Here is a 13,684-nt window from a genome sequence, read left to right as displayed (position 1 = left end):
GCCGCATCACAGGCCTCCGTTGGTAATAAAGAGAAGCGCCCGTCGATCAACAGGACGAGCGCAGGGCGTGGAGACGCTGGATGAGTCTAGATACGAAGAGGCAGAGGCAGGGAAACGGGTTTGTTTCTAGGAGGATAGTGCAGAGCGGGCGCGGCTCTCGGAGTCGCGTTGCCCGGTGCCGTGACGACAATGGAGGAGACATCGAAGTCAGTTGCCGGAGTTGCTGCGAGTGCGGCTGCGGTTAAACGGTCCGTTTGTGCGGATGGCATGAGCAGATGTTCGGCGGCATTATCCGGTTCCTCTGCTGAGGCATCGGCGTTGGACGTCACGTCCGGCGCTTCAAACACCAGATCGACGACCAGGTCTCCTGTGGTCCAGAGACAAGGCAGCAGCGCAAGCCAGCCGATGACGAGCATCTGAGGCATGATTCGACGATACATGGGGAAAAGTATAGCAGAAGGAGGGATGCCGCTCCATGAAAAGCGGTAGCCGGATTGGATGGCGGCTTCACTTAGTAGGGGCTCGATCTCGCTGGACAGGGAGGGGTTGTTTCCGTCAGCATGCAATCAGGAGGCTCTTTCATGACTTTGATGGCATATAACGGTATTTCGATTCCTTCCTTCATGTACGGCACGGCCTGGAAGAAAGAGGCGACGAGCCGGTTGGTGCAACTCGCCGTGGCGTCAGGCTTCACGGCAATCGACACGGCGAATCAGCTCATCCACTATCAGGAAGCCCTGGTCGGGGATGCGCTGTTGGTCCTGGCAAAACAGGGGTTCCAGCGGGAGGCGCTGTTTCTTCAGACCAAGTTTACCTCGGTTGACGGGCAGGACCACCGGACACCCTATGAAGCGAGCGTTGATCTTACGACACAGGTCAATCAGTCCTTTCAGAGTTCCTTGTCGCATCTCCACACCGACTATCTCGACTCCTATGTCCTGCATGGGCCCTATTCCAGGCGGGGATTGGGCGCGGCAGATTGGGAAGTCTGGGCGGCGATCGAGTCATTCTACGATTCCGGCAAGACCAAAATGATCGGTGTCAGCAGTGTGTCGGCTGAACAGCTCGCTCTGCTATGTGCCAAGGCCAGGCACAAGCCGATGGTCGTGCAGAATCGCTGCTATGCCGCTTTCGGCTGGGACAAAGAAGTGCGGGATCTGTGTCGGGCGAACCAGATCATTTATCAGGGCTTCTCGCTCCTCACGGCGAATCGCGAGGTCTTCACGGAGCCTGATGTGCGCGCAATGGCAGTGAAGTACGGGACCGGGCTCGCTCAGATTGTCTTCCGATTTGCTATGCAGATCGGGATGTTGCCCCTGACGGGTACCACGAATCCCGAACATATGAAGGAAGATCTGGCATCAGATCAATTCACGTTGACGGCGGAAGAGTTGCAGCGGATCGAAACGATCGGATTGTAATGGCCGCGACCCTGGTCAGGATCAAGCGCATCTACGAGCCGGCGATGAAGGGCGATGGGTATCGGATTCTGGTGGATCGGCTGTGGCCGAGGGGTGTTTCGAAAGTCGCGGCACAGATCGATCTGTGGATGCGAGGCATTGCCCCGTCCACGGTCTTGCGGCGCTGGTTCAATCATGATCCGGCCAAGTGGGACGAATTTTGCGAGCGGTATCGGATCGAATTAAGGGAACAGCAGCCACTGCTCGACGCGGTCCGGCAGCAGGCGAAGGAAGGACCAGTGACGCTGGTGTATTCTGCCCGGGACGAACGATTCAATCAGGCGGCGGTGATCCAGCTGGTGTTGAAACAATCAATCACACGAAAGCGAAGCACGACATGACGATGTGGCAGTTTGATGGGAACGGATCGCGGTGGGCCCGATGAAGATTGCGATTATCGGAGGCGGTCCGGCAGGCCTGATGGCTGCGGAGAGTGCGAGCGCAGCGGGAGCGCAGGTGGACTTGTATGACGCCATGCCGTCGGTCGGGCGCAAATTCTTGCTGGCCGGGAAGGGTGGACTGAATCTCACGCATTCCGAGCCGGTCGAGAAAATGCTGTCGCGGTATGGGATGCGGCGGACTCAGATCGCTCCGCTCCTGGCCGGCTTTGGACCGGAGGCCCTGCGCGCCTGGGTCAAGGGACTGGGGATTGAGACATTTGTAGGATCGTCCGGTCGGGTGTTTCCGAAAGACATGAAGTCGGCTCCGTTGCTGCGGGCCTGGCTGCGGCGACTCCGTCAGGCCGGCGTTCGCTTTCATGTGCGGCATCGCTGGCTTGGATGGGATGCGCAAGGCGCGCTGCAGTTCGACTCTCCCGAGGGGAAGCAGCTCGTTCGGGCCGACGCGGTGATCCTCGCGCTCGGCGGAGGGAGTTGGCCGCAACTGGGTTCGGATGCGGCCTGGGTGCCGTGGCTTGCGCAGCGCGGCGTCTCGGTGAGTCCGTTGCGCCCGGCCAATTGCGGGTTCGATATTGCCTGGACGGAAATTTTCAAGAAGAAGTTCGCCGGCCATCCGGTGAAGTCTGTGGCGTTGAAAATTCAGACGCCGGCGGGCGGAGAAAAGTGGCAGCAAGGCGAATTCGTGGTGACCTCGACGGGCGTAGAGGGGGGCGTGATCTATTCGATGTCCGCACTGCTCCGTGATGAACTTGCCACCAAGGGATTCGCCGTCTTGCGGCTGGATTTGGCGCCTGACCGTGATCTCTCCGGTTTAACGAACGATCTTGCCAAGCCCCGCGGGAAAAAAACCATGGCGACGCATCTGGAGCGCCGGCTCGGCATGACCGGAGTGAAGGTCGGCCTTTTGCGGGAGGTCGTGTCAAAAGAAGACTTTGCCGATCCGGCGAAACTGGCCGCCGCGATCAAGTCGCTGTCGTTGAAACTGATTGCGACCAGGCCGCTGGCGGAGTCGATCAGTTCGGCCGGTGGCGTTATTTTTGAAGCGGTCGATGCCAGATTGATGTTGCGCGAGGTGCCGGGGGTCTTTTGCGCTGGAGAGATGCTGGATTGGGAAGCCCCGACGGGCGGGTATCTGCTCACGGCCTGCTTTGCCAGCGGCCGCGCAGCCGGCGCAGGAGCGGTGGCCTGGTTCACGCCCCGCTAATCCGGTCGATTCACAAAGACCTCGACGATGCCGCCCTGGGGTGCCAGTCCGATGGCGACGCGGCCTTGAAAGGCCTGATGGGTCCAGGTTCTTCCGTCGAGGCTGGACCATTCCTTATAGAGGTAGAGGCTCTGGGTCAGTTGGATGCGGGTGGTGGCTTCTCCCGGATTGACGATGAGGGGGCCCTTCACCGTCATCTGAACGAGGATGGTCTTGCCTCCGGGAATATAGAGGATGTAATTTTTATCGGCGGGTTCCGGCTTTCCGATCTCGACGACAGGTACTCGCTTCAGCAGATCCTCCGGCGGGCCTTGCATGCCGGCACAACCGGTCACCAGCATCGCACACAGGGTTGCCAGCAATGCTTTTGTTTGGCGATTCACGCGCGATCTCCCTGGTTGATTGTTGCTTCTTGCGCAAGGAAAATGCTCCGGCCTGCGGCGGAAGGGTACGACAGGGATTGTGCGGGGCCGGACTGCTACTGCCTAGTTGAAGATCCAACTCCATATACTGGATACCCTGTTCTTGATCCAATCGGTCCAAGACTCGTCCGCCGGAGCTGGTTCCACCTTAGCCGGACGAGGCGCGGTCGCCGGCTTCACAGGAGCGGTCGGCGCGGCTTGTGCCGTCTGTTGCGGCGGCACGGCCGGACTGATCGGTGTGATCGAGGGAGCAACCGGCGTCACGGTCGGTGGGGTCTGCGCGCTCGTTGCCGGTGTGATCGGAGTGAGCAGCGCACGTGATTCCTCCATCTCCTGTTTGTGCTGCGTGACCATCGCCTGCAATGAGACGCCCTCCTGCTTCGCGTCCGCCATCTCTCGTGCGAGCAGACGGCTTTGGTTCACAAGGGTTGCCACCTGTGTTTGGAGAGCGGCGAGCTTCTCTTCCGCGCGTTTTCTGAGAACCGGCAGCGTTTCCTCTTCCCGCTGGATGGCCGCGCGCAGCTCGGTGGCGACGGCATCTTCCTGCCGATTCGCGGCCTTCAGCGCCGCAATGCGCTGCTCCAACTCGGTGATGTCGGTGCGCGTCGCATCCAGGGCGCGGGTCAGTTCATTCGTTTCGTCTTTGGTCTTGTCATAAGTTTGCTGGCTGACACAGCCGACTCCCGTGAGCAAGGCGCTGGTGAGGAGGCAGAGGCTGAGTGGACATAGGCGCGTCGATAGCGACAAGGCAGTGGGGCTCTTCATGGAAATCTGTCCTCGTTGGTGGACCGACGTCAATCTACGGTGCGTGGACATATCGCCGGTCTGGTGAGTAGCTGTACGTACTGTCTCAAATGCGATGGATTCTGACAATAGAAGGTCGGATTTGCGCTGGTCAATGGATCGGGGCAACCTGTGCGTCCCCTAGGTCTCTTGGACAATAAAAAGCGGCTCGCGTACTATGACGGTCGATTATGTCACCGTTACACGATCACGCTGAGCCGCTCCGCTTGCCGCCGGAGTGCGAACCATCCTTGTTGGAGCGATTTCTTAAAGCCGAGGCTATGGCTCTCTGGGCGGTGCGAGCGGCGCAGTTGCGCGATGTGCCGGCGAATGTTCTGGCCTTCCTCAAACAGCATGAAGCCGATGAGGAAGACCACTTGAAATATTTTGAAACGCTGGTGGGCTATCAGTCCTGGGGACGTGAGGTGTTGCCGACTGTGCCGCAGCAGTGGTCGTCGCTCGCCGTGCTGTTGTTCGGATACGAAGCGCTGGGGCTGGAGTTTGCCAAGCTGCTGGTCGGCCTCCGGCCGGACATGCAGTCCATCGTGGATGACGAAGAAACGCATGTCGCGTTCTTCGAGCACGAGATCCGGAAGCTGCTGGCCTGCACAGGTGTCGAAGCGGATCAGGTGCGGATCTCGGCGAGAGCCTGGTGGAAAAAACTGCCGCGGACGATTGAGCGATATTTACAGGATGAGAGTTTAAATGACTGCCGAGCGGAAGTGGCCTCGGCCATGCAAACAGCGATTCAACAGCGATTCATGGATGCGGGGTTGCTGGGATAGGGGAATGTTGCGGTTAGGCCAGTGCAGTGAGTCCTTCGACGGCGCCGATCTTCCGGAACTTGAGGTCGCGCTGGTTCAGGAGTTCGTTGTGCGGGAGATCGAGCAGTTGAAAGAGTTGATTGGTGAGGGCTTTCGCAACCCGGTCGCAGACGGCTTTGGGTTCACGGTGCGCTCCGCCTAAGGGTTCGGGAACGATCTCATCGATCACGCCAAGCCCCATCAGGTCCTGGGCCGTGATCTTAAGGGCCATGGCCGCATCCGGGACCTTGGCGGGGTTGTCCCAGAGAATAGCCGCGCAACCTTCAGGAGAAATCACCGAATAGACCGAATGTTCCAGCATGAGGACGCGGTCTGACACTCCCAGCGCCAGCGCGCCGCCGCTGCCGCCTTCGCCGATCACGACGGACAGAATCGGGACTTTGAGCCGCGACATCACCAGGAGATTGCGGGCGATGGCTTCCGCCTGTCCGCGTTCTTCCGCGCCGATGCCGGGGTAGGCTCCCGGAGTATCGATGAACGTAATGATGGGATGGCCGAACTTTTCCGCCAAGCGCATCAGCCGCAAGGCTTTCCGATAGCCTTCTGGATTGGGCATGCCGAAGTTTCGCTGCATGCGCTCCTTCAGCGTCTTACCCTTCTGGTGTCCGATGATCATGACTGTACGGTCGTTGAACTTGGCAAATCCCCCGACGATGGCCCGGTCGTCTCCGAAGGAGCGATCCCCATGGAGTTCCAGAAATCCGCGGCTGAGTTCGCTGATGTAATCGAGAGTGCTGGGGCGCTGGGGGTGGCGGGCGAGTTGAGTCCGCTGCCAGGGGGTCAATGTGCTATAGAGCTGGGTCTCGACCTGCGCAAGCTTCCCGCGCAACTTCCGGATTTCTTCCTGCGTGGAGGCTTTACCTGAATTGGCCGCCGCTAACTTTTCGATCTTCTCTTCGATCTCGCGGACCGGCTTTTCAAACTCGAGATAGTCGCGCATGGAGCTCGGTATTCCAGGGTGAAATCCTATGGAGGCATACCCCCAATTACGTACACTAAGATAGCAAAGACAGTGCCCCTTTGCCTAGCACTTCTTCAACGTCTGCCACAAAATATTCGCTGGGGGAAATCGTGTGGTTCGGCAGGGGGACGGTATCGGCTTCCAGGGCGTTCCCCATCGAGAACGTCAGTGAAACCGTCGTGTTGCCAGGATAACGCGTGAAAATGTCGCGCAGTTTCGGAAGTTGGTCGGTGGTCTCCGATGGATCCGACAGTCTGATCTGGACGCGCTTGATGGATTGCGTTTGTACATCGGCCAGCGGCTCGATCTTCACACCCCGCAGCTTGGTGCCTTTGTCTCCGCGGTCGATGGTGCCGGTGATGCGCACCAGCCGCTCCGGTGCAATCAGCTCGCCGGCGGTCTTGAAGAGATCCGGGAAGGCGATGACTTCGACGGTCCCGTGCAGATCTTCGACGTTCAGATAGGCCATCCGATCGCCCTTTTTGGTGATCATCGATTTGACCGACGCGATGATGCCGCAGATCCGGACTTCTTTCCCGTCGGACACGTCGGACAATCCGACGGTTGTGGCCGTCGAGAGCGCTTTGAGTGTCGCTTCGTAGCGAGTGAGCGGATGAGCGGTGATGTAGAATCCGGTCAGCTCTCGTTCATATTTTAGGCGCAGTGCTTGATCCCATTCAGCGATCGCGGGGAGCGGCGGCGTGGCCAGCGTGGCGGAGGCATCGGGTCCGCTGTGCTCGTCGCCGAAGATGCTGGTTTGTCCGAGGTCGCGCTCGCGCTGTGCGGCGGCGCCGTCTTCCACGGCTTGATCCATCACGGCCATGAGCTGCGCCCGTTTTGCGGCGGTGGAATCGAAGGCTCCGGTTTTGATCAATCCTTCGAGCATGCGTTTATTGACCTTATGGAGGTCGACGCGGCGGCAGAAGTCGAAGAAGGATTTGAACGGACCGGTCTCTGCCCGTATGGCGAGGACGGATTCGACGGCTCCTTCGCCCACGTTCTTAATCGCCGCCATGCCGAACCGGATGGCGCGGTCGATGACCGTAAAGTTCTTGCCGCTCTCGTTAATATCCGGCCCCAGCACCTTGATGCCGAGGTCGCGGCATTCGGTGAAGTAGCCGACGATCTTATCCTGGTTGCCCATGTCCGTGGTCATGAGCGCGGCCATAAACTCAGTCGGGTAGTGCGCCTTGAGATAGCCGGTGTGATAGCAAACCACGGCATAGGCCGCCGCGTGCGACTTGTTGAATCCGTACCCGGCGAACTTTTGAATGAGCTCGTAGAGCTTCTCCGCCTTCTTCTCGGCGATCTTGTTGTTCTTCGCGCCCTCCAGGAATTTGACGCGCAGCTTCTCCATCTCCTCCGGCTTCTTCTTGCCCATGGCGCGGCGGAGAATGTCGGCTTGTCCCAGTGAGAAGCCGGCGATCTTGTTGGCGATCGCCATGACCTGTTCCTGATAGACGATGACCCCGTAGGTGTCTTTCAGAATCGGCTCAAGTTCAGGCGTCTCGTAGGTGATCGGGACTTTGCCCTGCTTGCGCTTGATGAAGTCGGGAATCAGGTCCATCGGACCGGGGCGATAGAGGGCGATGATGGCGATGATGTCCTCAAACCGGTCCGGCCGGAAGCCGGTGAGCAGATCGCGCATGCCGGAGCTTTCCAGCTGGAAGATCCCGGTGGTTTTGCCGGAGGAGAGCAGATCGAACGTTTTTACATCGTCGAACGGGAGCTGTTCCACTGCGAGCGGAGGCCGATCCGGATGCGTTTCGTTGATGAGAATCTCCGCCCGATGGATCATGGTCAGGGTCTTGAGACCGAGGAAGTCGAATTTGACCAGGCCGATCTTTTCGACGTCGCCCATCGTGTATTGCGTCACGATTTCGTCGTTGGCCCCCTTGTAGAGAGGCACATGGTCGGTCAGGGGGCCTTCGGAGATGACGACGCCGGCGGCGTGCGTCGAAGCATGCCGCGCCAGGCCTTCCAACGACTGCGCGACTTTCATGAGTTCGGCGATTCGGGCGTCGGTGTTGACCAGCTCCATGAGCTTCGGCTCTAGCTCAAGGGCTTGTTGCAAGGTCATGTTGAGCTGGTTGGGTATCAGCTTGGCGACTTTGTCGGCCTCGGCATAGGGAATTTCAAGCACGCGGCCGACATCGCGAATGGCCGCTTTCGCGCCGAGCGTGCCGAACGTGATGATCTGCGCGACGTGGTCCTTGCCGTACTTGTCCACGACGTAGTTGATCACCTCGCCGCGGCGATCCATGCAGAAGTCCATGTCGATATCGGGGAGGGACACACGTTCCGGATTCAGGAACCGCTCGAAGAGCAGGCTGTAGACGAGCGGATCCAGGTCTGTGATGCGCAGTGCATAGGCGACGAGACTGCCCGCCGCCGATCCGCGTCCCGGCCCGACGGGAATACCGCGTGAGCGGGCGAAGCGAATAATGTCCCAGACAATCAGGAAGTAGCCGGCAAAGCCCATGGAGCAAATGACCATCAGCTCTTCGCGCAGCCGCAGTTCATAGGCGGCCGGTAGAATCGTGCTGGGGCGTTCTTTCAGCCGGGCCTTGAGTCCTTCGATGGCCAGATGTTCCACGTAGGATTCGCGCGTATAGCCTTCCGGGACTTTGTATTGCGGCAAGTGCGTCTTGTTGAGGACGAGCTCCAGGTCGCAGTTGTCGGCGATGCGGCAGGTGTTTGTGACGGCGCCGGGGAATTCGGCAAAGGCCGGCGTAATTTCTTCCGTCGATTTGACATAGAGCTGGTCGGTGTCGAACTTCATCCGGTTCGGGTCGCTGAGGGTCTTGCCGGTTTGGAGGCAGAGCATCAGTTCGTGCGGGTGGGAATCCTCTTTTTTGAGGTAGTGACAGTCGTTGGTGCCTGCCATCGGGATGTTCATCTTTTTGTGGATTTCGATCAGGCCGGCATTGGCGATGCGCTGGTGATCGAGGCCGTTGGCTTGCACTTCGAGGTAGAAGTGTTCCTTCCCGAAGATCTCTTGAAATTCGCCCGCCACAGCCATCGCGCCGTCCATGTCTTTCTGGCCGATGAGGTAGGGAATCTCGCCGCTGAGGCAGCCTGACAGAGCAATTAACCCTTCGTGATGCTCCTTGAGAAGTTCCTTATCCATCCGAGGTTTATAGTAGAACCCTTCAAGGTATGCTTTACTAGAAAGCTTGATGAGGTTCTGGTAGCCGGTTAGGTTACGGGCCAGGAGAATCAGATGGTAATAATCGTTATGGGCGAGCCCGCTGTCTTTCTTCGCGTGGCGGCTTCCGAGCGCCATATAGGCTTCGCATCCGATGATGGGTTTGACGCCCGCATCTTTGGCTTTGCGATAGAACTCGATCGCGCCGAACATGTTGCCATGGTCGGTCATGGCTACAGCCGGTTGGCCGAACGACTTAATCTGCTGCACGAGCGGCTCGATCTGATTCGCGCCGTCGAGGAGGCTGAATTGGGTGTGCAGATGGAGATGAACGAAGGACGAAGCCATGGCCGGATTCTAGGAGGGCGGGGAAGGGGAAGTCAAACGAGGGGAAGGCGATCGTGATGACACAACATGACAGCGTGGATTTATCTGGGACTACTCAAGCGGGTGGCGCACACGAAGACCGGGGAAGCGATGATAGTCGCGATCGGCTGTGACCCACTCGCTCCCGCTTTCGATAGCCAGGGCAGCAAGGAAGGCATCCGGAACTAGGTTTCCCTTGATCCCTGAGCTCTTGCACAGGCGGCAAAAGATGTCCCAATGACGTGGGCCGGGGTTGATGATGGCGCAGGTGGATTGGTTTCGTAACTCTTCCGCAAATGCCAAGGCTTTATCGGTTCCGCTCGGTGGATTAAAGACTTTGGGGTGGGTGACGACGCGGAGAAAACCGCTTAAGACAAGATCGGACAGGCCGTAGGCATGATCAGAGTTGACGAGATCTTCAAGCCAGCGGAGATATTCAATGTGGCGGGGTGAGTCCTCGCGGTGGGCATAGACCAGTACATTGACGTCAAGAAGAACCATGCGACTGCTCCATGAGCTCAAGCAGAGCTGAGGAATCATCTAGGTCCACACCGGGGCGGACTCCGAGGCCTGAGACCGTGGTGAGTTTCACAGGATTACGTGGCTGCTTGATCGCTCGGCGAGACAGAATCTGACGAAGCGCATCTTCAATGACCGCGGTCAATGAGGTGCCTGTGTCGCGGGCCAAGCGTTTTGCAGATTTTAGGAGCTGATCATCGAGTCGGATCGTTGTACGCATGCGTCAAAGCATACTCATGAAGTGTCAGTATGTCAAGGCGGGCAATGAGCGAGATGAAGATCCCTGCCACGCCCCGTGAAACGGTCCTGTGCGACTGTTGCTACCCGCCGGTTCGAGCCGAGGTTGACAGGTGTCACGTATGGCATTACACTTTCCGCGTGATCAAGACCTTTGCCGACAGGCGTACGAGGGAGCTGTACGAGAGCGGTAAGTCGAAGCGCTTTCCTCCGGGAATCTGGGAGCGGGCAGTACGGAAACTGGAATATCTTGATCTCGCGACGAGCGTAACTGAGCTATCTGTACTTCCGAGCAATCGACTTCACAAATTGGAACGAGACCGGGCTGGGCAATATTCGATTTCCATCAACGACCAATGGCGAGTGTGCTTTCGATTTGAAGATGGCGATGCGTACGAGGTTGAGATAGCCGATTATCATTGAGGAGAGGTGTACGATGAGCATCCCCAACAAGCGAGAGCGTAAAGTCCGGCCCACGCATCCTGGGGTGATGCTGCGGGAGGATTTCTTGCCGGAGTATGGCTTGACCGTATCCAGCTTTGCCAAATCTCTTCGGGTGTCTCGCCAGACGGTGAATGAGTTGCTGCGGGAACGGCGTGCAGTGAGTCCTGAGATGGCGTTGCGACTCTCTCGCTTATTCGGCAACAGTCCTGAATTCTGGTTGAATGCCCAGCGTGCGGTGGACTTGTGGGAGGCTGCGCGGAACATCAAAGATACGATCAATCACATCTCCCCGCTGACCGCTGCTTAGACTAATGCTTGTAGGACGAAACTAATACAAGACTAAGTGGTTCGGGCAATACTCGCGCCCCATTGTGTTTCTTCCAGGTCTCGCTAATCTGCCAGAAAAGCCACTCGACAGGAATCAGCACACTACCGGAGGTGACGAGATGAGAGCGCAGTACGACTTCTCGAAGATGAAGGGGGTGCGGAACCCGTACAGTTCGAAATTAAAACAGCCGATCACCATTCGTCTGGATAAAACGACAGTGGCGTATTTCAAGGGGATCGCGACCGACCTCGGCATGCCGTATCAGAACCTGATCAACCTGTATTTGCGGGACTGTGCCGTCCATCACAAGAAGCTCGAGTTGAAGTGGGCGTCCTAAGTGCAGGGGGTCGTGGTTCAATCTGATTGAGCGCCGTCGAGAAGGCTGAATTGGGTGTGCAGATGAAGATGGACGAAGGACGAAGCCATGGCCGGATTCTCGGAGGGCAGGGAAGGGGAAGTGAAACCGATGGAGGAGATGGCTAGTTTCTTACGCGAATGGTGATCGATCGTGGAGTGGTGAGGTTGGTCGGCAATGTAGAATCGCGAACGGTGTATGTTCGGGTGATTGTGGCTGTGGCTGTCGGCGTACCGGTAAGTATTCCGGTGGCGGCATCAAGCTGGAGCCACGTGGGCAGAGCAGGAGAGACAGACCATGTGTAGGGAGGGGTGCCGCCTGAAGCGAGGAGTGTTTGACGATAGAGGGTGTTTACATTTGCGTCTGGAAGTGTGGAGCCTGTTGGAAATGTGATTGCTAACGTGGGCACCGTAAGGTTGATCGTCAAAGAGAATAGCTTGGTTGCTGTTTGATTAAACGGTGAAGTGGAATCTGTGACTGTAAAGGTATAGGTCTTTGTCCCAGCGCTACCACTGAGCGGCGTACCACTTATGGTTCCAGGAGAGACGACATTCAATACCAACCCACTAGGCAAGGCCGGAGTTACTGACCAGGAATAGGGCAAAGTGCCCCCGGTGGCTGCGAGTGGAGCACAGAAGTGTAGCACAGAAGTGGGGTCATTGCTTGACTTTGCACCGCTCCATTACCGTTTGCTGCTGAGGTGTGAGGGGCGTCGATTCAACCGAGTCTTGAATTTTCGAAATCCGCGAAGCGGACACGCCGAATCGCACGGCAACCAGGTTCAACGGTTCGTTCGCGGCGCGTCGCAACAACCACACAGCGGTCTGGTAGGCCTCTCGATGCGTACGAGCGACCATGGCTGCGGTCGAAATCCCATAGACTGCCGCGACGTGATTCAGGATTTCTCTCGCGTCCAGCCGCGTCGGATCAGTTTGCGCTAAGGGTACATTCGCCGGTCGTTGATCAGGCAGGAGCGTGGCCATGCGCTCCCGAAATGCCGGGCTTCCTAAAAAAATCTGGCCGGTGATTTGAGCCCACGGTGACGGACGTCCGACGCCGTCCGCGACGAACTGCTGATAGTGCTGCCGAGCCCGGTCTTGGGCTGCATCAAACAGACCGAGCACGCTCGTCACATCTAGCCACGGCGGCGCCGTGCGCAGCCCCGCCGTCGCCCCATAACTGCTCCACATCCATTCCTGCGGAGCCACAACCATTCCCGCCCGAACGGGATTCAGCACCACATACCGACAGAGTTCCAGGAGATAACTTTCCCGCTCCACGACCAGACTTTTGAATCGGCCTTGCAGCAGATGGCCGACCCGGCGATGTCGCCAATTAAAGCGCTGGGTATAAGACCCATTGAGGCGTCGCATGCCGCGACTCAGGTTCGGTTCAGGCGTTTCGAGCAGCAGATGATAGTGATTGCCCATCAGGCAATAGGCATAACAGCGCCAGTGCTGTTGGAGGATTTCGTCACCGAACAATGTCAGGAAATGCTGCCGGTCGGTCTCGTCGTGAAAGATCGGTTGCTGATCATTGCCGCGCGCGGTGAGGTGGTAGAGTGCGCCGGGATATTCCACGCGCAGTTGGCGAGCCATGGGGGCGGAGCGTAGGCAGAGCGCAGCGCAAAGTCAAGCAATGACCCCATCTCTTTCTTTTTATTCGTCTTCAGGCCTTCGTCTTGACGTATTCTTCCAGCCGGCGTCCGACTCCGACGATGGTCAACCCCACCACCTCGCACGCCTGTTCATCGTAGCGAACAATGACGCCTTGTCCGATATCGAGGCCCGTAGCTGCCTTCGGTTTGCCGAAACTCAAATAGAGCGTGTCGGCATCGTCATCGTATTCCCAATCGAGAGGCACATCTTTCTTATCAAATACCTTCACGGCTTCCATAGAATCCTCCTCCAGACAGCGGGCCTGCTCGTGAAATACTCGGTGACGACAAATCCGTCCACGTCGTTCAGTTCCCGATACACCACCGCGCAAGACTTCTGGGACAACGGCGTGTTCGGATACGACTTTACAGCAATACAGGTTCCGCTGTCGCCCTCTTGAACGTAATCAGGCGCCCCCAAGGTCTCCAGAATACGGTCTTGTTGATCCGCCATTTCAGGGTGCCGCTTGGCGATATGCCCAAAGCGCTCGGTAGTCAGACGAATAGGAATTCCAGCAATGGAGCGAATGATCTTCATGTCGGCTGCATCTCGCTCGGATTATCCGCGGACATCGCGC

At 58.0% G+C, this 13,684-nt stretch carries 16 protein-coding genes; 7 read left to right on the top strand and 9 right to left on the bottom strand.

Annotated features, from left to right (window positions below):
- Positions 1-86 precede the first annotated feature (86 nt).
- Positions 87-425: a hypothetical protein gene (locus Q8N04_10420; protein MDP3091085.1), complete on the bottom strand. Its 339-nt coding sequence runs from the start codon at positions 423-425 to the stop codon at positions 87-89.
- A 156-nt stretch (positions 426-581) separates the two neighbouring features.
- Here Q8N04_10420 and Q8N04_10415 point away from each other — a divergent pair, with 156 nt between their 5' ends.
- From Q8N04_10415 to Q8N04_10405, 3 genes are read left to right on the top strand one after another with little or no spacing between them, the layout of a single operon-like run.
- Entirely contained in the window at positions 582-1,421 is an 840-nt protein-coding gene (locus Q8N04_10415) for an aldo/keto reductase (GenBank protein ID MDP3091084.1), read from the top strand.
- Positions 1,421-1,801 carry a DUF488 domain-containing protein gene (locus tag Q8N04_10410; GenBank protein MDP3091083.1) on the top strand — a complete coding sequence of 127 codons (381 nt, stop codon included), beginning with the start codon at positions 1,421-1,423 and terminating at the stop codon, positions 1,799-1,801. Before Q8N04_10415 ends, Q8N04_10410 begins: the two co-directional genes overlap by 1 nt.
- Positions 1,802-1,841: 40 nt before the next feature.
- A complete protein-coding gene (locus tag Q8N04_10405) occupies positions 1,842-3,062 on the top strand; it encodes a TIGR03862 family flavoprotein (protein MDP3091082.1) in 1,221 nt (406 codons plus the stop codon).
- On the opposite strand, the gene Q8N04_10400 is transcribed toward Q8N04_10405, so the two are convergent.
- Entirely contained in the window at positions 3,059-3,445 is a 387-nt protein-coding gene (locus Q8N04_10400) for a hypothetical protein (GenBank protein ID MDP3091081.1), read from the bottom strand. The two genes, Q8N04_10405 and Q8N04_10400, sit on opposite strands and share 4 nt — an antisense overlap.
- Before the next feature lie 102 nt (positions 3,446-3,547).
- Positions 3,548-4,249: a hypothetical protein gene (locus Q8N04_10395; GenBank protein ID MDP3091080.1), complete on the bottom strand. Its 702-nt coding sequence runs from the start codon at positions 4,247-4,249 to the stop codon at positions 3,548-3,550.
- 209 nt (positions 4,250-4,458) lie between these two features.
- Between Q8N04_10395 and Q8N04_10390 the strand changes: the two genes are divergently transcribed.
- Positions 4,459-5,052: a hypothetical protein gene (locus Q8N04_10390; GenBank protein MDP3091079.1), complete on the top strand. Its 594-nt coding sequence runs from the start codon at positions 4,459-4,461 to the stop codon at positions 5,050-5,052.
- A 13-nt stretch (positions 5,053-5,065) separates the two neighbouring features.
- On the opposite strand, the gene Q8N04_10385 is transcribed toward Q8N04_10390, so the two are convergent.
- The 3 genes from Q8N04_10385 to Q8N04_10375 form a co-directional block, all read right to left on the bottom strand.
- Positions 5,066-6,031 carry an acetyl-CoA carboxylase carboxyltransferase subunit alpha gene (locus Q8N04_10385; GenBank protein MDP3091078.1) on the bottom strand — a complete coding sequence of 322 codons (966 nt, stop codon included), beginning with the start codon at positions 6,029-6,031 and terminating at the stop codon, positions 5,066-5,068.
- Positions 6,032-6,086: 55 nt separating this feature from the next.
- The gene (gene dnaE, locus Q8N04_10380; GenBank protein MDP3091077.1) at positions 6,087-9,548 is read right to left on the bottom strand and encodes a DNA polymerase III subunit alpha; all 3,462 of its coding nucleotides are present in this window, start codon (positions 9,546-9,548) and stop codon (positions 6,087-6,089) included.
- A 90-nt stretch (positions 9,549-9,638) separates the two neighbouring features.
- Positions 9,639-10,067 (bottom strand): type II toxin-antitoxin system VapC family toxin, encoded by a 429-nt coding sequence (locus Q8N04_10375; protein ID MDP3091076.1) that lies wholly within the window; start codon positions 10,065-10,067, stop codon positions 9,639-9,641.
- A gap of 291 nt (positions 10,068-10,358) precedes the next feature.
- On the opposite strand from Q8N04_10375, the gene Q8N04_10370 reads away from it, so the two are divergent.
- From Q8N04_10370 to Q8N04_10360, 3 genes are all read left to right on the top strand, one after another.
- Complete coding sequence (locus tag Q8N04_10370) at positions 10,359-10,745, top strand: type II toxin-antitoxin system RelE/ParE family toxin (protein MDP3091075.1); 387 nt, start codon at positions 10,359-10,361, stop codon at positions 10,743-10,745.
- 13 nt (positions 10,746-10,758) lie between these two features.
- Positions 10,759-11,073 (top strand): HigA family addiction module antitoxin, encoded by a 315-nt coding sequence (locus Q8N04_10365; GenBank protein MDP3091074.1) that lies wholly within the window; start codon positions 10,759-10,761, stop codon positions 11,071-11,073.
- Positions 11,074-11,212: 139 nt separating this feature from the next.
- The gene (locus Q8N04_10360; protein MDP3091073.1) at positions 11,213-11,431 is read left to right on the top strand and encodes a hypothetical protein; all 219 of its coding nucleotides are present in this window, start codon (positions 11,213-11,215) and stop codon (positions 11,429-11,431) included.
- A 674-nt stretch (positions 11,432-12,105) separates the two neighbouring features.
- Here Q8N04_10360 and Q8N04_10355 read toward each other — a convergent pair.
- From Q8N04_10355 to Q8N04_10345, 3 genes are all read right to left on the bottom strand, one after another.
- Positions 12,106-13,047, bottom strand: coding sequence for a transposase (locus Q8N04_10355; protein MDP3091072.1), 942 nt, complete (start codon positions 13,045-13,047; stop codon positions 12,106-12,108).
- A gap of 70 nt (positions 13,048-13,117) precedes the next feature.
- Positions 13,118-13,345 (bottom strand): DUF2283 domain-containing protein, encoded by a 228-nt coding sequence (locus Q8N04_10350; protein ID MDP3091071.1) that lies wholly within the window; start codon positions 13,343-13,345, stop codon positions 13,118-13,120.
- Positions 13,333-13,644: a hypothetical protein gene (locus tag Q8N04_10345; GenBank protein MDP3091070.1), complete on the bottom strand. Its 312-nt coding sequence runs from the start codon at positions 13,642-13,644 to the stop codon at positions 13,333-13,335. Before Q8N04_10345 ends, Q8N04_10350 begins: the two co-directional genes overlap by 13 nt.
- Positions 13,645-13,684: the final 40 nt, after the last annotated feature.

Origin of the sequence: Nitrospira sp., from assembly GCA_030692565.1 — a bacterium.
GTDB lineage: Bacteria > Nitrospirota > Nitrospiria > Nitrospirales > Nitrospiraceae > Nitrospira_D.
This window is presented reverse-complemented; position numbering and strand designations above follow the sequence as displayed.